Origin of the sequence: Arthrobacter sp. HS15c (assembly GCF_040812005.1) — a bacterium.
In the GTDB taxonomy this organism is placed as follows: domain Bacteria; phylum Actinomycetota; class Actinomycetes; order Actinomycetales; family Micrococcaceae; genus Arthrobacter.
Window position 1 is genome coordinate 358,269 of the sequence record NZ_JBFOHM010000004.1, and the last position, 19,871, is coordinate 378,139.

Consider the following 19,871-nt stretch of genomic DNA (forward strand, 5'->3'; position numbering starts at 1 on the left):
CGTACCGCCTACTCTCGGAGCACAACCTCAATCCCGTCGCTGCAGTGCAGCAGCGTGCGGCCGCGGCCGCCGTCGAGGTCCACCCAGATGGCCGAGTGGTCCCACGTGATGGCGTCCACGACGCCGCCGGTTTCGAAGCCGGGCGTGAGGCGGACCAGGACACGGTCGCCCTGCTTCAGCTTCTTCCAGTGGGCCTCCGGTACCGCCGGACGCAGCGGCGCCTCGGCCGCATCGTGCTTGACGTTCCTTGCCATGATGTCCCCTTGAGCCGCGGATCGGTTGTCCACTGCCCACGGTAGGGCGGCAAGGTAAACGTCAGGTGAGCGCCAGCTGTGAATAGGCCGCCGGACTAGGAAAGCTTTACCCCGAGCGACGCGAGCCTGGCCTCGAGGACCTGGGCCACGCCGTCGTCGTCGAAGTGGGGCGCCTGCTGGCCGGCGGCGAGGATGGCCTCGGGGTGGCCGCTGGCCATGGCGTAGCCGTGGCCGGCCCAGCGGAGCATCTCGATGTCGTTGGGCATGTCCCCGAAGGCCACGACGTCGGCTGCCTTGATGCCCAGGGATTTGGCGTACTCGGCCAGGGTGACGGCCTTGTTGACGCCGGGGAGGGACAGCTCCAGCATGGATACCCCGGGCGAGGAGTGGGTGGCGGCGGCAAGGTGCTGGACGGCGGGTTTCACCTCGGCCAGGAAGCTGTCCGGGGTGCCTTCGCGGACAATGGCGAGGAACTTGACCACGGCGTCGTCCGGGGTGAGGGTGTCGGCGAGCGGCGCGGGCGTGAATTCGGCCAGCAGTTCACTGGAGCCGTTCTCGATGAAGCCGGGCTCCAGGTGGAAGCCGGTCAGGGTTTCCGCGGCGAACAGCGCGGCGGGCCGCAGGTCCTTGATGATCCGGCGGATCTCCAGGACCGCATCGATGCTGAGCGCCCGCGCGGACACCAGCCGGTTGCCCTCCAGGTCCCAGACCACGGCCCCGTTGGAGCAGATCACGGTGCCGGTGTGGCCGAGCTGTTCTTCGAGCGGGTGCAGCCAGCGCGGCGGGCGTCCGGTGACAAAAACGAGTTCGACGCCGGCCTCCCGGCAGGCGTGGAATGCCCGGACGGTGCGGTCGCTGATCTTTCCGTCGTGCCCAAGAATCGTTCCGTCAATGTCACTTGCTACGAGCCGCATCCTGCCAGTCTACGTGCGTTGGCCGGGGCCATCAGGCGCCGGACCCCGTTGTTTGAAGACGCCCCGCGACGTTTTTTGACGCCCGGCTACGTTCTGTTGAGCGTCCGCGACGTCCGGTGAACGTCCGTGTCATGACCCGTTGTGGCGCTGGGAGGCCGTCCGTAATCTCATCTCCAGTACCCGCCCCAACAAAGGAATCCCCGTGACAACACCGCAGGACAACAGTCCGCAGAACTCCACCCGCATTGTGGCCGGCCAGTCCGCCACGCCCAAGCGCCCCCTCGGCCTGAAGATCGGCATCGTGGCCGGCATCCTGGCCCTGATCGGCGGCGGCGTTGCCGTGGCATCAGCCGTCAACAGCAGCTCATCGAGCACCGCCTCGGCCGAGGCCGCCGCACCGGCCGGCAACCCCGCAGCGGAGCTGAAGCTCGGCTACTTCGGCAACGTGACCCACGCCCCCGCGCTGGTGGGTGTCAGCCAGGGCTACATCGCCAAAGAACTGGGCGATACCAAGCTCACCACGCAGGTCTTCAACGCAGGCCCCGCCGCGATCGAGGCCCTGAACGCCGGCGCCATCGATGCCACGTACATCGGCCCGAACCCGGCCATCAACTCCTTCGTCAAGAGCGGCGGTGAGTCGGTGAACATCATCGCCGGTGCCGCCGCCGGCGGTGCGCAGCTGGTGGTCCGCCCGGAAATCACCTCCGCCGCTGACCTCAAGGGCAAGACGCTTGCCTCGCCGCAGCTCGGCGGCACGCAGGACGTGGCGCTCCGCGCCTGGCTCGCCACGCAGGGCTACAAAACCAACGTTGACGGCAGCGGCGACGTGGCCATCAACCCGACCGAAAACGCGCAGACCCTGAAACTGTTCCAGGACGGAAAGCTCGACGGCGCGTGGCTGCCTGAGCCCTGGGCCTCCCGCCTGGTGCTGACCGCCGGCGCCAAGGTCCTCGTGGACGAAAAGGACCTCTGGGACGGCTCGCTCTCCGGCAAGGCCGGCGAGTTCCCCACCACCATCCTGATCGTGAGCAAGACGTTTGCGGCAGAGCACCCGGACACCGTCAAGGCCCTGCTTAAGGGGCACGTGAAGTCCGTGGAGTGGCTGAACAGCGCCGCCGCTGACGAGAAGGCCAAGGTCATCAACGCCGCACTGAAGGAAGCCGCCGGCGCCGAGCTGAAGGCCGACGTCATCGACCGGTCCCTGAAGAACATCGTGTTCACCGTGGATCCGCTGGCCGGGACCTACCCCAAACTGCTGAAGGACGGCGTTGAAGCCGGCACCACCAAGCAGGCGGACATCAACGGGATCTTCGACCTGACCGCCCTCAATGAAGTCACAGGGGAGAAGACCTCGGCTGCTGGGCTCGGCAAGGAGTAGGTCCTACCGCTCAGTCCACACGTCACCCGCGCACCCGCCCGGAACTTCACACAGTTCGGGGCGGGTGGGCGGGTTCGTGCGTTCTGGCGGTTCTAGTGGAACAGCCGCCCTGCGGATGTTCACCGGCGTCCCGCCAAAAGGCCCGCGCGGAGGGACAATGACGGTATGAGCTCCGAAGAACCGCTGCCACCCGCCGCTGTGCCGCCCGCGCCGGATTCCCGGCCCACGGTTCAGCGCACCGAACCTGCCCCTCCACCCGCGAGTAAGGCTGTTCCCACCCGCGTCACCCGGGCCGCCGTTATCTGGAGTGCCGTAGCCGTCAGCCTGGCGGTGCTGGTGCTGCTGATCATCTTCTTCATCCAGAACCAGGACATGGTGTCGGTCAAGTTCCTGGGCTGGGAGGGCCGGCTTGCCCAGGGGGTGGCCTTCTTCATCGCAGCCGTTGGGGGCGGAATCCTTGTGGCGATCGCCGGCGGCGCCCGCATCCTCCAGCTCCGCCGCACTGAACGACGGCGGCGCAGGGTTACGAACCTCTAGCGGAGCTGACCGCAGCTGCCCTCAGGCCCGTTCCTGGCCCAGCCCCTCTGCGGCTTTCCGTGCGCCGCGGACTGCGATGGCGACGCTCATCAGCGTGGGATTCATGGCCGTCGCCGTGGGAATGAGCGCGTTTCCGCCGACCACGAGGTTGCTGTAGCCCCACACCCGCGACCACGGATCGGCCACTGAGGTGCCGTCGTCGGTCTCGCCCATGCGCATGGTGCCCTGGTAATGCAGGCTGGAGCCGTTGGGCATCAGCCTGGGCTCGGCCACGAAAGCCCCAAGCGCTTTGCCGGCCCGGCGCAGCCGGTCCGTGGCGTCGGCAATCTCCGAGTTCTCCCGTTCGGTGAGCGCGTATTCGATGGTCATGTTCGGGAAGCCCCTGTAGTCCGGCTCGTTGTCGTCAAAGGTCACCGCATCCTCATAGCGGGGGTGCTTGCGCATGCCGTAGCCCATGTTGACGTAGCCCCAGCGGTTCTCCGAGTAGGGCGTTCCGGGCTCCATAGGGAACGGGGTGGACTCGGAGTACATGACCTGGACGGAGAAGGGGTGCTCCGGCTCGGAGAACGGGATGCGGTTTACCGCCGCGACGGGATCGGCAGGGTTGAGGGCGCGCCGGGCCAGTTCGGCGTCGAGGTCCGCCTCGGTGGCGAAGCGCTCCATCTTCCCGGCATCCAGTGCCACCGTCGAGATGACCACGGGGTGCTCGGTCAGGTAGTGGCCAAGGGCCTGCGGGCGGACGTCCGACGCCCACAGGAGCTGCGGCGACCGGAAGGCATCGGCAGCGACCACCACGATGTCAGCGGCCACAAATGACGTCCCGCCGGTACGGAGATCCTCCACCGTGAGCCCCGTGACGCGGTGCCCGTCCAGTTCCACACGACGGACCAACGTCAGGTCGCGCAGTTCGAACTGCTGTGAGAGCGGGCTGTCCGGATCGAGGAGCGGGCCGAGGACAACGTCCGCGCCTGCCCAGCGGATCGAGCCGTCCGGCTGCGGGTCCCCAGCCACCGGCAGGGTATCCACGCCGTACCCTTCGGGAAGCTCCGCGCCGAACTCCTCGTCGAGGAGGGACCTGATGGCTGCACCGACGGCCGAGTCGGCGAACGCCGCACCCTGCACGTGCAGCAGGCCCTTCGCGGTGCCGATCAGTTCATCCCATTCGCCGTCCGTGATGAACGGGATCTTCTCGCTGAAGGCGGGCGACGGCGTCGCGCAGGTCCAGTGCGCGCCCTGGCCACCGACGTTGGTTGCCGCAGCCGCGGCGGGAAAACCGGCGGCGTGCGCGGAGCCGGTTCCGCCGAAATCGAGCAGGTGCGTGCCCTGGCGCGCGGTGAACATGCCCTCGGTGACGGTTCCGGACGGGATGCCGAGTGACTCCCGGTAGGCGCCGGCCTGCGGTCCCTGCGACATCTCCCGGGCACGGGCCTTTTGATCAGGGTCGGCGATGTTCCGGACGCTCTCGCCCGGGCGGTCCGTGAGCTGCGGGCCCGCCTCGAACATGACAACGCGGGCGCCGGGGACCTGCTCCAGGAGCACGCGTGCATAGGTGGAACCGATGGGACCGCTGCCGACGATGGCGATGGTGGGGTTGGTGGACATGGTGTCTCCTTCGTTAAAGGGTCAGGCCGGAAGGGTCTGGGACGCCGGCTGGGTGGCGGGGACCGCTTCATCGGACAGGCGGCCTTGCGGAAGCAGGACCGCGGCGACAATTCCGACTGAGTAGGTGACCGCCAAGGCAATGAAGATGGGAACGAACACGGTGCTGTAAATCCGGGCGATGTCCGCCTGCACGGCCGGCGCAGCCCCGTGGACGAACTGGGGGGTCAGGGTGGCAGGGTCCAGGCCTGCCGGAAGGAGGGCGGCCACGCCGAAGCCGATCACGCCGCCGATGATCGCCGTGGCCACGGTTGACCCGACCTGCCGGACGAGGTTGATGGTTGCGGTGATGGTGCCGGTCTGGCTGGCCGGAGCAGCGCCCTGCACCACGGCGATGATCAGGCTCATAAACGCGCCGGTCCCCATGCCCACCGCACCCATCACGATCATCGGGACCCAGAGCGGGAGCCCGGCGGGCAGCATGGCCATCACAAAAAGACCGGCGGCTCCCAGCGACGTGCCAATGATGGGGAAGATCCGGTAACGGCCCGTCCTGCTCGCCAAATACCCGGTGAGGAGGTTGCTGACCAGCATGCCGAACACGGTGGCGATCGGCACGAGCCCGGATACGGTTGCCGTGGTCTGGTACGCCATCTGGAAATACGTAGGCAGGTAGGCGGTGATAGAGAATAGCCCGACGCCGATAATCGCCGAGAGCGCGGTGCCGGCCGCAATAGTGCGGTTGGCGAACAATTTGAGGGGCACGATGGGCTCAGGCGCCCGCCGCTCCACCATAAAGAAGGCAGCGAAACCAACAACGCTGACGGCGAGCGCCGCGATGGTGGCAGTGCCGGCGCTCCGCTCGGCCGCCCACGACACAGCCAGCACCAGGGACACCAGGGCGGCCGTGAAGACAGCGGCTCCGGCGACGTCGAAATGGCGCGGCGCCTTTCCCGGTTCAAGGTGCGGGACGGCGACGAGCGCCAGGCCGAGGGCCACTGCTCCCACCGGAATGTTGATCCAGAAGACCCACGACCAGCCCCAGTAGTCGGTGATGGCACCGCCGAGGACGGGGCCCACCAGGATCGCGATGGGGAAGGCCGCGCCGATGATGGCCATGTAGTGGGGCCGTTCCCGCTGGGTGGTCACGCGGGCAATGATGGTCTGGGACATCAGCTGCAGGCCGGCGGAGCTCATCCCCTGCAGGACGCGCGCGGCGATGAGCCAGGAGATGTCCTGGGCGAAGCCGCAGGCCAGGGAAGCAGCAAGGAACGTCACGAGCGAGACCAGAAAGACCCGGCGGGCTCCCAGGACGTCACCGAGTTTGCCAAGCACCGGCAACAGCACGGTGCTTGCGAGGGTGTACCCCACGACAACCCAGCTCATGAGTTTCAGGGCACCCAGCTCACCGGCAATGGTTGCCAGCGAAGTGGACACCACGGTGTGGTCCAGGGCTCCGAGGAAGGAGACCGTGAGCAGGGATATAACAAGGAGACGGAATCTCAAAGGCGAAAGTGGCATAGTCATCTACCCGAACGATCGGGCCATCGACGCGACGTGTTGTGCCTCCGCCGCACCATCGCGGCGGAGAACGGATCCGAGGGGACCCCGACGACACATCCATCATAACGCACTTTTGTCTGAAAGCAACAGAAGAATGACAGGATCAGACGCTGGCTTGGTCAGCCGTTCCGAATGCAGCCAGGCCCCACCCGAGCGCGCAATCGTCCAGGAAGTCTTCAAGGTCGGTCACGGCTTCGCCCGTGGAGCAAGCCTCGAAAGCCCGCCGCAGCGCCAGCCGCGCCGACGCTTCAAACCGGCGCGGAGCAACCAGCCCGCCTTCCTCCGTGCAGGTCTCAAGCCTCGTCAGACCCGCAGGCTGGTCCACCGACACCTCAGACCTCACCTCGCCCAGTGCCAGGATCCGCAGCAGGCCACCCGGGCCGTGCCCCGCCTCCACATTGCCTGCAACGGTGACGGCGGGACCGGCCCGCCTTTCCCGGGGCTCCAGGAGCGCCACCCTGGCCTGGGCCGTGGCAGCGCCGGAAAGGAGGCTCAGCGGGCCACCCGCGAAAACCCTTGCCCAGCCAAACCCGTCACGGAGAACCGGACTAAGTTCCGACGCGGGCGCGCCGCACTCGACGGCGATGATGCTGGCTGGAATACCAGCCCGACCCTGGATTGCATCGGCAACCAGATCGGGCCTCAGGCGGGGACGCTCAATAATGACGGGGATGCCCGTCAGCGTCCGGAGGACTTCCCGGGCTTCCCGCGGCAGGTCCTGCGGGTCCGCGATGACGAGGGCTGCCGCACCCTCCGCCCGGGCTGCGAGCGCACGGTCCCACCACATGCCGGCCCCGGGCACCACCACCACGGAACCCCGGGGGCTTTCCGACAAGGCCGCAGTGACAGGGAGTTCGGCGACGGCGGCCCGGTAGTCGGGAAGGACGGCGCAGACGCCCATCCGCTGGGTCTCCCCGCTCATGCGTGCACTCCCTCGAGCAGCTTCGCGGCGGCGCCGTCAGCCAGGGCAGTCGCGTAGTGGGCGTCCGCAAGCAGCTCGTCGTATTCCACGGGCACCTTTTCCTCAAGGAGCGCAGCCACCAGGCGCCACTCGGCCATATACCCGTCTTCCGGATCACGGCCGTAGTCAGTCCAGCGTCCGCCGGGGGTGCGGACGCGCGTGGCGGCGCTTCCCGCATGGACAAACGCCGGTGGAAAGTCCACCTCGATGCGGTCATGCGACGTGGAGATGCTCATCCGCCAAAGCGCATCGGGCCCCGCCGGAAGCATGGTGAGGGCAAGCTGCACAAGTACCCCGCTCGCGCGATAGCCCACTACGTAGCCGATCGGCGGAACCAGCCGCGCGTACACCACTTCCTCAATCGTGGGCGCAAGGTCCCGCAGCGCCGGGAGGTCATGGATCCCAAGGCCCGTCAGCAGTTGCCGCAGGATATCCGCCGCCACGGCGGGGTCGTTCAAGTCCGGCCTGCCCCGACGGGGAGGCTGGAAAGGCCCGCCCTCAGCGACCAGCCGGTGGTACCGGTCGTTCGGCGGCAGCGCCAACGTGACAGAGACCGCCTGCACCCGCCCTTCGAGTGCCACAAGCTGGTGCCTGGCATGCCCCCAGGCCGCATCAAACAAATGGTTCGTGCCGACCAGGAGGATGGTCCCGGCCGCACGGCAGGCGGCGACCACTACTTCAGCTTCTTCCGGGCTGGTGGCTAGCGGCTTCTCGCAAAAGATGGCCCGCTTCCCGGCAGCGACGGCGGCGAGGACCTGCCGGCCATGCTCTGCGGGTGGGCTGCACACCGCCACAAGGTCCACGTCCGGGTCGGCAAGAAGATCCGATTCTCCCTGTGACCAACGTGCACCGAGCCCCTCAGCCAGGCCTCGGGCACGGCCGCTGCCGGCATCGGCAATATGCACCACATCGAACAGCTCACTCAACCGGCCCAGCGTCGCCAGATGAAGCGCGGCAACCCCCGGCCCGGCACCCAGCACACCTACGTTCCAAGGCATCGTTGCCCTCCTTCTTATGTCTCTATTATTCATAAGTTAGGTTCGTTCTGGCTATAGTCGCGTCCCACGACACCTTAGTGGGCCCCAATGTGTGAGAATTGTGACCATGACGACAGACTCCACACTCCGCTTTGGAGCCCAAACGGATGAAGTGACGAGCCTCTTGCGGATCGTCAACCTGGTGCGCACGGGCGAAGCAACCACCCGCCCGGAAATCGGCAAGGTCACCGGCCTGGGCAGGGGCGTAGTCAGTCAACGCGTGGACCAGGCCATCCATATCGGCTTCCTGGGCGATGGCGAGTTCGGAGCCTCGTCCGGCGGTCGCGCGCCACGGACCCTTCGCTTCCGGGCGGAGCAGGGAAAGATCGTCATATGCGCCCTTGGAGCGGCTCATATGAGGGTCGGCGTTACTGCGCTCGACGGCGACATCCTGGACCACACGCACCGCGCCTGGGATATCGCGCAGGGTCCGGAGAAGACCATCGATGCGGTCATGTCCCTGGTCGACGATTTACTCAAGAAGGACCCCACGGTGCCCGTATGGGGTGTGGTGGTAGGGCTTCCCGGCCCGGTGGACTTTGCATCGGGGCAGCCCGTGGCGCCCCCGATCATGCCGGGGTGGAACGGTTACGATGTCCGCACTCCTTTTGAAGAACGCTTCAATGCCCCGGTTTGGGTGGACAACGACTCCAACCTGCTCGCCCTCGGGGAACGCGCACGGCGGCGCGACTCCCTGGCCGACTTGATTTATTGCAAGATCGGTTCGGGAATTGGTGCCGGCCTGCTGTCCAAGGGCAGGATCCACCGGGGCGCGAACGGGGCCGCCGGCGACATCGGCCATGTCCGGGTCTCCGACTCGGATGCACAGTGCCGCTGCGGCAAGATCGGCTGCCTGGAAGCCGTGGCCGGCGGCTGGGCGCTCGTCCGGGATGCCGAGCTCGCCATCAAGGAAGGCGCCACAAGCTCCCTGGCAGCGAGTGCGAAGAAGGGAGCGCTGACTCTTGAGCAGATCACCCTCGCAGCCCAGGCTGGGGATTCGCTCGCCATCACCCTCGTCCAGAAGTCGGCGAGAGTGGCAGGCGAGACCATTTCAGCCCTGGTGAACATGTTCAACCCGGGAATTATTGTGATCGGCGGCGCGATGGGCTCCGCCGGCGAGGTATTCCTGGCCGAGGTGCGCCAACGGGTCTACGAACTGTCATTGCCGCTCGCCACGCGGGACCTCACCATCACGCTCTCGGTCAACGATGAGCGAGAACCGCTGCGCGGCGGAGCCGAACTGGCACGCGAGCAGCTTTTCGACGTCACCTTCCCCCGCTGGTTCGCGGAGGGCCGGCCCTCACCGGAACGGGCAAAGGTATCGGCATAGGTTTCACCGGAGCACTTCCCCGCTTCAACTACTGGGTTGCCGCGGGCGAACCCGCCTCCCAGAAGTAGCGTCACCGCCGTCGTAATCCGGGATGCGGCCTGAATCGTCAGGCGACGTCCCTGGCGACGTCCGAAACAGCTGCCCAACCGGGTTCAAGTTGGGCTTCCAGGTGGAACGGCAGGATCAGCGGCGAGCCCGGCCGCGCCTGCAGGTACGGCACCAGAAGCTGGAAGTCTACTGATACGGCATGCGGGCCGGGCGCGAGTCGGCGGCCGCCGGTCACCATCAGGCGGTCCTGAACGAACCACCAGCCGGACTCTTGGCGCAACGCCTCAACCGCCATGTCCCGCAGCCCGAGACGCACGGCAAGATCCTCCGGACCCACCGGCACGCCGTCGACTTCCACAGCGAGGCCCGAGACGCTGGACAGCGGCATGGAGCGGATCCATGGCAGCCCGATCCGAAGTTCGAAGCCATCCGCAGTGGTGGTGAGCGCATCTTCGCGCAGGGCTGTTTGCAACAAGACTTCCATCCTTTATCCTAAAAGTGACATAAGTTTGTCATTAACACGCTTATTTGAAAAGGTGCCCATGACCACTGGAATTCCTGAAACCTGGACCCTCTGCGCAAGTGCCTTCAACTGGACATCTGACGTCACGGCGGCGCGCCGCCCGGCCCTGGACATTGTCACCGGCATCGTCGCCGACGGCGTGGCCGATACGGTCGAGCTGGAGCCCGGACAGCTGTGGCGGTCCTTTCCGGAGCCCCGGGATGCCGAGGTGGACGAGTTCCGCGATGCCCTGGACAAGGTGAGCGGAAAGGTGAGCATTGTCGGCGCGAGCCTGGACGACTTCCTCTCACCGGAACAGCGGCGGTCCACCCGGCAGCGGCTGGACTTCCTGGTTCCCCAGCTCCAGGCGGCCCGGCGGGTGGGGGCTACCGGAGTCCGGTTGCCGATCGGCCAGGCGGGCGCCGAGCTGCTGGCCCTGGTGCAGCCGTTGCTGCACGAGCTCGACCTGGTCCTTTACGAGGAAATCCAAGGGCAGCAGGCCCCCGATAGCGCCGCCATAGCCCCGGCCCTGGAGGCGATCGCAGGGCTGGCGGACGGTCATGTCCGGGTCCTCGTGGACATCAGCATGCTCATGCCCGCCCTGCCTGCCAGCTACCTGGAGGAACTGCGCCGCGGCGGCGTCCCCGCTGAGCTGGTGACCCGGCTGGCCGATGAATGGCTAAACCCTGCCACGCTCGACGCCGTGAAGGACCTGCTGCAGTCCGGTAACGTGCCGCCGCATGTCCACACGCTTTTCATGAACCTGGTCATCCGCTTCGGCCGCAGCGACGCCTCAGACCTTCGGAACATCCTTCCCCTTGTCGGCGCTTTCCACCTCAAGTTCTGGGACCTGGACGACTCTGACGGACGCGTTTCGCAGCCGCTCCGCGACCTCGGCGGGCTCCTGGACAGCAGCGGGTTTTCCGGCACGCTCACCAGTGAATGGGGCGGGCACGAGTGGCTCCAGGATGACCCCACAGACATCACCCGCCGGCACCTGGCCGTTGCCGCCACGGCACTAGCAGACGGGGCAGCCACCTGACCCAAGCCGAGCGCGAACTGGCAGCTAATGCCCTCAAAAAGTGGATTTGGGGTCATTAGCTGCCAGTTCGCGCACCCTCCGCGCGCCACGCAGAAAGAGCGGCCGGCCCGGGAAATACGGGTCGGCCGCTCTTTCGGCGGTTGCTTACTTCGTGCTGAAGGCCGCGTCGAATGCGGCCGCGGAGGGCTCGTAGCTGGACAGCCGCCGGACGAACCCGAGGGCCTCGGGCGCTCCGGCCAGCCGGTCCATGCCCGCATCCTCCCACTCGACGGACAGCGGGCCGCTGTACTCGATGGAGTTCAGCATTCGGAAGGCATCCTCCCACGGCACGTCGCCGTGCCCGGTGGAAATGAAATCCCAGCCGCGGCGCGGATCAGCCCACGGCAGGTGGGACGACAGGCGGCCGTTGCGCCCGTTGGCAAGCCGCTTCTTCGTGTCCTTGCAGTGCACATGGTAGATCCGGTCCTTGAAGTCCCACAGGAACCCCACGGGGTCGATGTCCTGCCACACCATGTGGCTCGGGTCCCAGTTCAGCCCAAAAGCCTCACGGTGCCCGATCGCCTCAAGAGCGCGCTGCGTTGTCCAGTAGTCGTAGGCGATCTCCGACGGATGCACCTCATGAGCGAACCAGACCCCCACTTCGTCAAAGACGTCGAGGATGGGGTTCCACCGGTCCGCAAAGTCCTGGTAGCCGGCGTCGACCATCTTTTCGGTGGCAGGCGGGAACATCGCCACGTACTTCCAGATGGAAGACCCGGTAAACCCGGTGACCGTCTTCACGCCGAGCCTGGCGGCGAGCCGCGCGGTATTCTTCATCTCCTCGGCAGCCCGACGGCGGACCCCTTCAGGATCGCCGTCGCCCCAGACAACGTCCGGCAGGATGCCGCGGTGCCGTTCGTCGATCGGGTCGTCACAGACGGCCTGGCCCTTGAGGTGGTTGGCGATGGTCCACACCTTCAGGCCATGGCGTTCCAGGACGTCGAGCTTGCCCTGAATGTAAGCGTCATCGTTCCAGCGCCAGGGATCCAGGTGGTCACCCCAGCAGGCGATTTCCAGGCCGTCGTACCCCCACTCTCCCGCGAGCCTGGCCACCTCCTCGAAGGGCAGGTCCGCCCACTGGCCGGTAAACAACGTAATTGGTCGGGCCATGCCTTCTCCTCCTTAGCCGGCGTGGACGCGAACGCCGGAAGCGACGCCCGTCCAGGCTGAATCGTTTGCGGAACTGCGTTCGACGGCGTCGAGCACCCGCTGCACGCGCAGCCCGTCGGCGAACGTGGGGTGCGGGTCCGTGTTGCCTACGATGCCCTCCACCAGGTCCTTGACCTGGTGCGAAAATCCGTGTTCGTACCCGAGCATGTGGCCGGCAGGCCACCACGCGGACACGTACGGATGCTCAGCTTCGGTAACCATGATCTTCCGGAAGCCCTGGCGGTCCGCCGGGACCGTGCGGTCATAGAACTGGACTCTGTTGAGGTCCTCCAGGTCGAAGGCCAACGCACCCTTGTCCCCGGAGATTTCGATCTCCAGGGCGTTCTTCCGGCCGGTGGCAAAGCGGGAGGCCTCAAACGACGCCAGCGCCCCGGACTCGAACCGGCCGGTAAAGATGGCGATGTCGTCCACGGTCACCGCGCCCTTGCCAGAACCGGCAGTGCCGGAAAGGCCTGAACCGGAAGCGGCCCCATCCAAAAGCGGCCGTTCCTTCACAATGGTGTCGATGACCCCGGACACCTTCTGCAGGTTCAGGCCGGTGACGAACTGGGCCAGGTCAATCGCGTGGGCACCGATGTCCCCCAGCGCCCCCGAACCCGCATGCTCCTTCTGCAACCGCCAGGCCAGCGGCATCTCCGGGTCCACCAGCCAGTCCTGCCGGTAGGATGCCCGCACGTGGCTGATCCTGCCAACAGCACCTTCAGCGATGAGGTCGCGCAGGAACGTGACGGCCGGAACCCGGCGGTACGTGAACCCCACCATCGCCCGGACGCCCCGGGCAGCCGCCCTTTCGGCGGCCTCGGCCATCGCTTCGGCCTCCGCCACAGTGTTGGCCAGCGGCTTTTCGCACAGGACGTGCTTCCCCGCCTCCAGTGCGGCGATCGCAATCTCGGCGTGTGAGTCACCGGGGGTGACAATGTCGACGACGTCGATATCGTCCCTGGCGATCACGTCGCGCCAGTCTGTGGCTGACTCGGCCCAGCCCCACTTTCTGGCCGCAGCTGCGGTAGCGGACGCGTTCCGGCCTACAACAACTGCCATTTCCGGCTCGGCGGGCAGGTCGAACACCCGGGGGGCTGTCCGCCAGCCCTGGGAGTGGGCGGCACCCATAAACCCGTGGCCGATCATGGCCACGCGCAGGGTTTTCATGCGAGCACCACCTTGCGTTCCACCGCCACGCGGTTGCCCACGTACCGCTGGGGCGCAATCTGCATGTAGAGCAGGCGGAGCGTGAGGATTACCTCGACGTCGATCTCTTCGCCGGCGTCGGGCACGCGGTCCAGCGGGATGATCACCTCAGGCTTGTCCGCTACGAACCACAGGGTTTCCCACTGCTCGGGAAGTTCGGCAATGGAGTAGGACTTCCCCTGCAGTTCAAAACGGAGGGACTCCTTGGGGACCTCGTCGCCGTTGACGGATGCGACGACGTCGTCAACAGCAGACAGCCAGAGGCTGCGGTACCAAGGCAGTTGCACTGACACGGCGATGCCCTCGGGGTGCCTACGGACGTCGGTGTCCTGGAACAGGGAATTGTGAGTTGCCATGACTTTCCTTACTTCGCTGTCTCGACCAGGGTGGAGTGGGAATCGGGGGCTGCGGACTCGACAGCCTCTTCGATGGCACGGCGCATGAGCGTGTGCTGCTTCTTGACGAGGTCGACCGGATCGGATTCGCCCAGGTCGGCGAAGGCGTGTCCTTCCCACTCGCTGGACAGGTAGCCCTGGTAGCCGCCCTTGACGAACTGCCGCACAATGCGGGGAATGTCCATCGCCGGCTCATTGCCGTGCTCGTCAATGTCGTAGAACTTTGCGTGGACGTGGAAGATCTGCGGCATGATGTCCAGCCATTCCTCCGGGGGAACCAGCCCGTGCATGTTGAAGGCCAGCCGGGTGAACGGGCCCAGGCGCGCGGGGTCGAAGTTGTTCGCGTTGAGGTAATCCTCGAATTCCTGGTTGCGCTCCTGCATGGGCAGCGGTTTGCGCCAGATGTCCTGCATGACGGCGAAGTGCTCCTCGGGGAGCCCCATCTGCGTCAGTGTGCGGTAAAGGGTCGGGGAGAGGCTGTGCATGGTGGAGCTGAAGTCTGCCGTGAAGCCGAGCCGGTCGCTTCCCAGCTCCGCGTACATTTCGCGGATCTGCAGGATCTTGGGATCGTTGGGGCCCTGCGGTGCGTGGATTTCGTAGCCGAGCTTCTGGTCGTATTTCTCAGCCAAGGGAAGCAGTTTCCGGAGCAGTTCCTTTCCGGCGGAGCGGATCACTACCCGGTGGAAGCCGAGCCGGTTGGCCGTGTGCAGCTGCCTGGCGAAGAAGTCGTACTCCTCGTCGGGCGTCATGTCGCGGTCCTTGCGGCGGCCCATGTCCAGGTTGGTTCCCACGGCGCTGGGCGTCAGCCCGTAGCGGTCCATGCTGTCGCGCCACAGGCGCACAAAGTCCTGGTCGACGTCGGGGTAGGTGCGGAGCATCTGCGCGATGTTGAATTCGACGCCGGGACCGAGTCCTTCATCGGCGACAGCCTTGATCAGCGTTTCGGGGGTGTAGAGCCCGGCGGCGAACTCTGAGGTAAGCGAATAGAGGGTGATGCCGAGCTCGATGCCCGAGCCTGCGATGCCTTCTGACATGTTGTGTTCCTTCTGTTTCAGCCGCGGACGGGCTGGGCGAGGTGGCTGTTGAGGATGCGGCGTGCTTCGGCGGAGTCCGTGATCATGGCCGAGCCGGCGTTGGCTGCGGCGGAACGCTGGACGGCCTGCTCGCCGCGGATGATGTCGAACGGGTCCTGCCAGTTGTTCCAGTGCCAGCCCTCGTACTCGCTGGAGATGGCGCCGGAGTAGCCGTTCTCCACGAGCTGGCGGACCAGGCCGCGGACCGGAACCGAGGGCTCCTCGCCGTTCTCGTCGATGCCAAAGAACTTGCCGTGGACGTGGCGGACCCAGGGCATGATTTCGAGCCACGTGTCCACTGGCGCGGGGCCGAAGAGCCCGGTCCCGTTGATGGCAAAGTCGATGCCGAGTTCCGGCCGGCCGTTGCGGGCTGCGAGGCCAATGAAGGCTCCGAAGCGTTCACCGTGGATCTTCTGGGTGTTGGGCGGTCCTTCCGCGTAGAAACCGTTCCACAGGTCAACAACCTGGCGGAGCAGGTCCTCGGAAGCACCCCGACGGCGGTAGGCCTCCAGCAGCGACGGCGCAAAGCCGGTGACGGTGGCTCCCCAGTCCGCGGTGAAACCGAGCAGGGGCGAATCGAGTTTCTCGTAGCGGTCGCGGAGGGCGAGGACGCGCTCGTGGGCGCCGTGCTGGTCTGCATGGACTTCCAAGGCAAGCGTGACGCCGTACTGTTCGGCCACGGGAAGCAGGCTTTCCATGGCGTCGGGAGTCAGCGAGATCTGCACGCGGGCGATCGGGAAGCCAAGCCGGGCGGCCACCTCAATCTGGCGGCGCATGTACTCAACCAGCTCGTCGTGGTTCATCAGCCGGTCACGGCGGATTCCGGTGTCCACGTTGATCGCGAGCGACGTGGGGACCAGGTCCACCTCGGTGACCAGGTCGCGGAACTGGCCCACAAACGTGTCATCGATGTGGTCCGGGAAGCCGCGCAGGCTCGAGAAGCCGATGAGTTCGAGGCCGGGTCCGAACCCATCGGCGGCCACTTTGCGGATCAGCCCGTCAAGGTCGTACTGCCGGGCGTGGGAGGCGCGGGTGAAGCTGTAAAGGGTGACGCCCTGGATCGGCGTGCCGAGGCTGGTCATCGCTGTGCCACCTTCATGGTCTTGGTGTCGTTTTCTTCGATGTGGAGCACGCCGTGGTCGGTGATGATGTAGGGGATGTAGAGCTTGAGGTCCACACGTACCTCGTGCTCGGCATCGTCATCTGTCACGGTCAGATCGCCGGACAGGACGGCCGAGTCCAGCGGGAACCACCATTCACCGGTTTCATCCACGAGCTCCTCGAAGCTGAACGTGCGGTCGTTCATGGTCCAGCGCAGTGAATCCGCCGGGGCGCTGACGCCGTCAACTGTCAATGCAGCTCCGGCGATGCATGAGCCCGGAAGGGCGCGATACCACGGGATCCGGACCTCTATGGCGGTGCGTCCGCCCTCGGTGGTAAGTGTTCCTTGCTCGATAATGCGGTCGGCAATCATCGAGACCTCCTTGTCTGTGCCTTGCGCTGAAGAGCAGCCGTCAGCCGCTTCTTCATTATTTAATCATTCTATTGTCTGATTCAGACATAAGTAAAGGGCTATTGAGGTCCTTAGCGACTTTTCGTGCGCCCCGCACGGCGAGCGCCACGGCCGTCAGCGTGGGGTTGCACGCCGTGGACGTGGGGATGACGCCATTGCCGGCCACAAAGAGGCCGGGGACGTCCCAGACCTGGCTGTCCGGCGAACAGACGCTGCCGCCGTCGTCCGCTGCTCCCATGCGCGTGGTGCCCTGATAGTGCAGCGATGCTCCCGGCGGGAGGACGAACGGACGCTCGTCGAGCGGTTCACCCACAGCCTTGCCCAGGCGGACAATTTCCTGCTTTGCACGCTCCAGCACGTCCCTGTCCCGTTCGGTCAGGCGGTAGTGGAGCCGCATGGACGGCATCCCGTAGGCGTCCAGCGATGTGTCGTCGAAGGCCACCCGGTCCTCCCGCTGAAGGTCCTTGGCGCAGAACAGCCCCAGCCCCACAATCGAGCCCGGCACCACGGGGTCGTCCTCAGCCACCGGAACCGGCGAGGCGTCCAGCTGCATGATCTGGCCGTGGAACGGCATCCCGTCCGTATAGGGAACCCAGGCCACACCGCTTTGCTCACGAAGCGCGCCGCTTGCCGCTTCAAGCCCACTGTCCGTAGAAACGTCCCGCAGCCTGCTGGCAAAGACCACCTGCGACTGGTCGTTGAGGTAGCGACCCAACGCGTCGGGCCGGATGCCGGAGGCCCACAGGAGCTGCGGAGTGCGGAGCGCATCTGCCCCGACCACCACAACACGGGCGGCCACACGATGTGTTTCTCCGGTGCGCCGGCTCCTGACCTCGACGCCCGCAGCCCGGCCGTCCTCAACCAGCACGCGGGCCACCAGTGACTCATCAAAGAGCTCGAAGTTGGGATTCTCGCGGGTTACGTCGCCAAGGACGACGTCGGCGCCGGACCACACGAGGCGGCCATCCTCGCGCCGGTGGACAGCGAGCGGCATGGGCTGGGCGCGGAAGGCCGCGTTGCGGCCCTCATCCACCGCGGCGGCGAGGCGGCCCAGGACGATGTCCGAGAAGGGCGCCCCGTCGAAGGCGTGCGTCGTGACGCCAAGCAGGCGTTCGGCGTCGTCCAGCAGGCTGTCCAGGTCCGGGAGGAAGCTGATGCGCTCCCCGGCGCCCGGGCGGGGGCACGCAGCGGTCCAGTGAGCGGCCATGCCACCCACGTTGCTGGACATGGCGGCAACAGGGAGTCCGTCCTCGCCCGGGAAGGCGAAGCCATCCTGGAGGAGGAAGGTTCCCGGACGGGCCAGCCGGTCCCCGCTCTTCACAGCCCCGGGCGAGTTCACCGTTTGCGCCCCGGCACCCGGCCCTTCCGAGGCACGCTGGGCGAGGCTGCGGCGTTCGGAATCCTCGATGTTCTTGACGTGGGCACCCGGCGGGTTGCTGACCGTGGGTCCCACTTCGAACATGGCAATGGTGGTGCCGGGCGCTTCCTCGCTGAGGATCCGTGCGTACGCCGAGGCGGTGGGGCCGCTGCCCACGATGGCGACGTCGACGGCGGCGGGGTACCTGTTTGGGCTCACCGCGCCACCAGTTCCTGGATCCACTGGACAGACTTGGCCGAGTCGATGGTGGGGTAATACTCGAGGCCGATCGGGCCGGCGTAGCCGCTGTTCTGCAGGTCTGCGAGCCGGGCGTGCCAGTCGATGGAGCCCGAGCCGGGTTCGCCGCGTCCGGGCGCATCGGCGATCTGGACGTACTTGATCAGGCTGCCGGCGTTGGCGAGTTCGGCGGCCACATCCTCGCCCTCCACGGTGGAGTGGTAGAGGTCGTAGAGGACGCCGAAGTTTTCCGAGGCTACTCCCCGGGCGATGTAGATCGCCTCGGAGGTCCGGTCGAGGAGCGCACCCGGGTGGTCAACCCTGGTGTTCACCGGCTCCAGGACAAGGGTGATGCCGGACCCGTCGATGTGTGCCACGCCGCGGGTAAAGATCTCGATGAGTTCGTCCAGCTGGTCCTGCCGCTTGCGTCCGCCGAATCCCGTGCCGCTTCCCACCACAATGCGCGGGCAGCCAAGTTCCTGGGCTACTTTGACGCCTGCGTCCAGGCCCTCATAGAACGGCTCGTGGTTGCGCGGCGGGATCATGAACTGCATGCGGGGCTCGGCGAGCTGGGAGGTGAGCTGGACGCCTGTCTCTTCCAGCGCGGCCTTGAGCGCCGGGATGTCCTTGCCTGTGGGACCCCACATTTCAACGGCGTCGAAGCCTGCTGCGGCGGCCGCGCGGACGCGATCGGCGGCACTGTCGCCTGCTTCGGCAAACAAAAGATCGATGTTGGGCGAAAGTTGGAACATGGATATCTCCTGGAAGTGTAGGGAGGGTGTTTTGAACATGGCCGTCGGCGGCGGGCGGCAGCCGGCGGCTTCCTTAGACCTGTTTTTGGGTGTGGAATATCTCCACGAGGCGTTCGTACGCCCCGCGGTTGTCTGTTTGGTGCGGTCAGCCCTTCAGGCCGCCGGAGAAGCCCTGGATGAACCTTTTCTGCGCGAACAGGAACAGCACCAGCATCGGGACCATGGACACGATCACAATCGCGAAGATGGAATTCCACTCCGAGACCAGGGAACCGATGTAGTAGTACATGGCGACCGGCAGGGTCTGGTTCGCGGAGCCGCCCAGGAAGATCAGCGAGGTAAAGAAGTCATTCCACACGATGAGCCCCGCGAAGATGACCACTGTCCCTGTGGCGGGAGCCATCATGGGAAGCACCACCTTCGAGAAGATCTGCGACCTGCTGGCGCCGTCGATGGTTGCCGCTTCCTCGTAGTCGGTACCGAGCCCGCGGAAGAAGTTTGAGTACAGGAAGATCGACAGCGGCAGGAGCATGCCGGTGTACAGGATGATCAGGCCCCACGCCGAGCCGGTGAGGCCCAGGGAACGTGCACCCATGTAAAGCGGTACTGCGCCGAGCTGGCCCGGGAGGATGATCGCGATCAGGAAGAGGTAGTACACGCCCTTGCTCCAGCGGCGCGTGCTGCGGGAGATGACGTAGCCGGTGATCGACCCGAGGGCGATCAGCCCCACGATGCTTCCGGCAGTGATGATGATGCTGTTCACGAGGCCCATGACCACGTTGGAATTGCCTTGGGCCGTCAGGACGGCCACAAAGTTGCTGAAGTCAGGGTTCTTCGGCAGCGCCAAGGGTGAGGTGGTGTACATCTCGCTGTCCGGCTTCAGGGCGGTAGTGACCAGGAAATAGAACGGGGCGAGGAAGGTCAGCGCCAGGGCCCAAAGGCCAATCTCGCGGAGCAGGGTGAGCTTGGTGTAACGGAACAT

The 19,871-nt window shown here is 66.1% G+C and carries 20 protein-coding genes; 4 read left to right on the forward strand and 16 right to left on the reverse strand.

Annotated features, from left to right (window positions below; genetic code table 11):
• Nucleotides 1-8 precede the first annotated feature (8 nt).
• Both ABV518_RS08565 and ABV518_RS08570 read right to left on the reverse strand, forming a co-directional pair.
• On the reverse strand, nucleotides 9-254 hold the full coding sequence (locus ABV518_RS08565; RefSeq protein WP_367766483.1) for a hypothetical protein: 246 nt from the start codon (nucleotides 252-254) through the stop codon (nucleotides 9-11).
• Nucleotides 255-349: 95 nt separating this feature from the next.
• Entirely contained in the window at nucleotides 350-1,168 is an 819-nt protein-coding gene (locus ABV518_RS08570; protein ID WP_367766485.1) for an HAD family hydrolase, read from the reverse strand.
• A 202-nt stretch (nucleotides 1,169-1,370) separates the two neighbouring features.
• Between ABV518_RS08570 and ABV518_RS08575 the strand changes: the two genes are divergently transcribed.
• Both ABV518_RS08575 and ABV518_RS08580 read left to right on the forward strand, forming a co-directional pair.
• Nucleotides 1,371-2,546, forward strand: a complete 1,176-nt coding sequence (locus ABV518_RS08575; RefSeq protein WP_367766487.1) for an ABC transporter substrate-binding protein — start codon at nucleotides 1,371-1,373, stop codon at nucleotides 2,544-2,546.
• A 165-nt stretch (nucleotides 2,547-2,711) separates the two neighbouring features.
• Entirely contained in the window at nucleotides 2,712-3,083 is a 372-nt protein-coding gene (locus ABV518_RS08580) for a lipopolysaccharide assembly LapA domain-containing protein (protein WP_367766489.1), read from the forward strand.
• Nucleotides 3,084-3,104: 21 nt separating this feature from the next.
• On the opposite strand, the gene ABV518_RS08585 is transcribed toward ABV518_RS08580, so the two are convergent.
• The 4 genes from ABV518_RS08585 to ABV518_RS08600 all read right to left on the reverse strand — a co-directional run bounded on the left by ABV518_RS08585 (nucleotide 3,105) and on the right by ABV518_RS08600 (nucleotide 8,204).
• Nucleotides 3,105-4,685: a GMC oxidoreductase gene (locus ABV518_RS08585; protein ID WP_367766491.1), complete on the reverse strand. Its 1,581-nt coding sequence runs from the start codon at nucleotides 4,683-4,685 to the stop codon at nucleotides 3,105-3,107.
• A 21-nt stretch (nucleotides 4,686-4,706) separates the two neighbouring features.
• Nucleotides 4,707-6,209 carry an MFS transporter gene (locus ABV518_RS08590; protein ID WP_367766492.1) on the reverse strand — a complete coding sequence of 501 codons (1,503 nt, stop codon included), beginning with the start codon at nucleotides 6,207-6,209 and terminating at the stop codon, nucleotides 4,707-4,709.
• A gap of 139 nt (nucleotides 6,210-6,348) precedes the next feature.
• Nucleotides 6,349-7,167 (reverse strand): hypothetical protein, encoded by an 819-nt coding sequence (locus tag ABV518_RS08595; RefSeq protein ID WP_367766494.1) that lies wholly within the window; start codon nucleotides 7,165-7,167, stop codon nucleotides 6,349-6,351.
• Complete coding sequence (locus ABV518_RS08600) at nucleotides 7,164-8,204, reverse strand: Gfo/Idh/MocA family protein (protein WP_367766496.1); 1,041 nt, start codon at nucleotides 8,202-8,204, stop codon at nucleotides 7,164-7,166. The genes ABV518_RS08595 and ABV518_RS08600 overlap by 4 nt, the downstream gene beginning before the upstream one ends.
• Nucleotides 8,205-8,310: 106 nt before the next feature.
• On the opposite strand from ABV518_RS08600, the gene ABV518_RS08605 reads away from it, so the two are divergent.
• Nucleotides 8,311-9,573: an ROK family protein gene (locus tag ABV518_RS08605; RefSeq protein ID WP_367766497.1), complete on the forward strand. Its 1,263-nt coding sequence runs from the start codon at nucleotides 8,311-8,313 to the stop codon at nucleotides 9,571-9,573.
• 106 nt (nucleotides 9,574-9,679) lie between these two features.
• On the opposite strand, the gene ABV518_RS08610 is transcribed toward ABV518_RS08605, so the two are convergent.
• Entirely contained in the window at nucleotides 9,680-10,105 is a 426-nt protein-coding gene (locus tag ABV518_RS08610; RefSeq protein WP_367766499.1) for a DUF6379 domain-containing protein, read from the reverse strand.
• A 58-nt stretch (nucleotides 10,106-10,163) separates the two neighbouring features.
• Here ABV518_RS08610 and ABV518_RS08615 point away from each other — a divergent pair, with 58 nt between their 5' ends.
• A complete protein-coding gene (locus ABV518_RS08615) occupies nucleotides 10,164-11,165 on the forward strand; it encodes a restriction endonuclease subunit R (protein ID WP_367766501.1) in 1,002 nt (333 codons plus the stop codon).
• A 144-nt stretch (nucleotides 11,166-11,309) separates the two neighbouring features.
• Here ABV518_RS08615 and ABV518_RS08620 read toward each other — a convergent pair whose 3' ends face one another.
• The 9 genes from ABV518_RS08620 to ABV518_RS08660 all read right to left on the reverse strand — a co-directional run bounded on the left by ABV518_RS08620 (nucleotide 11,310) and on the right by ABV518_RS08660 (nucleotide 19,871).
• Nucleotides 11,310-12,314, reverse strand: a complete 1,005-nt coding sequence (locus tag ABV518_RS08620) for a sugar phosphate isomerase/epimerase family protein (RefSeq protein ID WP_367766503.1) — start codon at nucleotides 12,312-12,314, stop codon at nucleotides 11,310-11,312.
• Nucleotides 12,315-12,326: 12 nt separating this feature from the next.
• Entirely contained in the window at nucleotides 12,327-13,523 is a 1,197-nt protein-coding gene (locus ABV518_RS08625) for a Gfo/Idh/MocA family protein (RefSeq protein ID WP_367766504.1), read from the reverse strand.
• Nucleotides 13,520-13,918 (reverse strand): DUF6379 domain-containing protein, encoded by a 399-nt coding sequence (locus ABV518_RS08630; protein WP_367766506.1) that lies wholly within the window; start codon nucleotides 13,916-13,918, stop codon nucleotides 13,520-13,522. Before ABV518_RS08630 ends, ABV518_RS08625 begins: the two co-directional genes overlap by 4 nt.
• Before the next feature lie 8 nt (nucleotides 13,919-13,926).
• Entirely contained in the window at nucleotides 13,927-14,991 is a 1,065-nt protein-coding gene (locus ABV518_RS08635; protein WP_367766508.1) for a sugar phosphate isomerase/epimerase family protein, read from the reverse strand.
• Between the two features lie 17 nt (nucleotides 14,992-15,008).
• Nucleotides 15,009-16,112, reverse strand: a complete 1,104-nt coding sequence (locus tag ABV518_RS08640; protein WP_367766510.1) for a sugar phosphate isomerase/epimerase family protein — start codon at nucleotides 16,110-16,112, stop codon at nucleotides 15,009-15,011.
• Nucleotides 16,109-16,504 (reverse strand): DUF6379 domain-containing protein, encoded by a 396-nt coding sequence (locus ABV518_RS08645; protein ID WP_367766512.1) that lies wholly within the window; start codon nucleotides 16,502-16,504, stop codon nucleotides 16,109-16,111. The genes ABV518_RS08640 and ABV518_RS08645 overlap by 4 nt, the downstream gene beginning before the upstream one ends.
• Nucleotides 16,505-16,559: 55 nt before the next feature.
• A complete protein-coding gene (locus tag ABV518_RS08650; protein WP_367766514.1) occupies nucleotides 16,560-18,119 on the reverse strand; it encodes a GMC oxidoreductase in 1,560 nt (519 codons plus the stop codon).
• Nucleotides 18,116-18,889: a TIM barrel protein gene (locus ABV518_RS08655; protein ID WP_367766516.1), complete on the reverse strand. Its 774-nt coding sequence runs from the start codon at nucleotides 18,887-18,889 to the stop codon at nucleotides 18,116-18,118. The genes ABV518_RS08650 and ABV518_RS08655 overlap by 4 nt, the downstream gene beginning before the upstream one ends.
• Nucleotides 18,890-19,034: 145 nt before the next feature.
• Nucleotides 19,035-19,871 (reverse strand): carbohydrate ABC transporter permease, encoded by an 837-nt coding sequence (locus tag ABV518_RS08660; protein WP_367766517.1) that lies wholly within the window; start codon nucleotides 19,869-19,871, stop codon nucleotides 19,035-19,037.

Excerpts from the sequence above, each read along its gene's own strand:
- ABV518_RS08565 (WP_367766483.1), bottom strand. The coding sequence starts at position 254 with ATGGCAAGGAACGTCAAGCACGATGCGGCCGAGGCGCCGCTGCGTCCG.
- ABV518_RS08595 (WP_367766494.1), bottom strand. The coding sequence starts at position 7,167 with ATGAGCGGGGAGACCCAGCGGATGGGCGTCTGCGCCGTCCTTCCCGAC.
- ABV518_RS08660 (WP_367766517.1), bottom strand. The coding sequence starts at position 19,871 with ATGTTCCGTTACACCAAGCTCACCCTGCTCCGCGAGATTGGCCTTTGG.
- ABV518_RS08590 (WP_367766492.1), bottom strand. The coding sequence starts at position 6,209 with ATGACTATGCCACTTTCGCCTTTGAGATTCCGTCTCCTTGTTATATCC.
- ABV518_RS08605 (WP_367766497.1), top strand. The coding sequence starts at position 8,311 with ATGACGACAGACTCCACACTCCGCTTTGGAGCCCAAACGGATGAAGTG.
- ABV518_RS08625 (WP_367766504.1), bottom strand. The coding sequence starts at position 13,523 with ATGAAAACCCTGCGCGTGGCCATGATCGGCCACGGGTTTATGGGTGCC.
- ABV518_RS08615 (WP_367766501.1), top strand. The coding sequence starts at position 10,164 with ATGACCACTGGAATTCCTGAAACCTGGACCCTCTGCGCAAGTGCCTTC.
- ABV518_RS08645 (WP_367766512.1), bottom strand. The coding sequence starts at position 16,504 with ATGATTGCCGACCGCATTATCGAGCAAGGAACACTTACCACCGAGGGC.
- ABV518_RS08635 (WP_367766508.1), bottom strand. The coding sequence starts at position 14,991 with ATGTCAGAAGGCATCGCAGGCTCGGGCATCGAGCTCGGCATCACCCTC.
- ABV518_RS08610 (WP_367766499.1), bottom strand. The coding sequence starts at position 10,105 with ATGGAAGTCTTGTTGCAAACAGCCCTGCGCGAAGATGCGCTCACCACC.
- ABV518_RS08600 (WP_367766496.1), bottom strand. The coding sequence starts at position 8,204 with ATGCCTTGGAACGTAGGTGTGCTGGGTGCCGGGCCGGGGGTTGCCGCG.
- ABV518_RS08630 (WP_367766506.1), bottom strand. The coding sequence starts at position 13,918 with ATGGCAACTCACAATTCCCTGTTCCAGGACACCGACGTCCGTAGGCAC.
- ABV518_RS08640 (WP_367766510.1), bottom strand. The coding sequence starts at position 16,112 with ATGACCAGCCTCGGCACGCCGATCCAGGGCGTCACCCTTTACAGCTTC.
- ABV518_RS08585 (WP_367766491.1), bottom strand. The coding sequence starts at position 4,685 with ATGTCCACCAACCCCACCATCGCCATCGTCGGCAGCGGTCCCATCGGT.
- ABV518_RS08620 (WP_367766503.1), bottom strand. The coding sequence starts at position 12,314 with ATGGCCCGACCAATTACGTTGTTTACCGGCCAGTGGGCGGACCTGCCC.
- ABV518_RS08570 (WP_367766485.1), bottom strand. The coding sequence starts at position 1,168 with ATGCGGCTCGTAGCAAGTGACATTGACGGAACGATTCTTGGGCACGAC.
- ABV518_RS08580 (WP_367766489.1), top strand. The coding sequence starts at position 2,712 with ATGAGCTCCGAAGAACCGCTGCCACCCGCCGCTGTGCCGCCCGCGCCG.
- ABV518_RS08655 (WP_367766516.1), bottom strand. The coding sequence starts at position 18,889 with ATGTTCCAACTTTCGCCCAACATCGATCTTTTGTTTGCCGAAGCAGGC.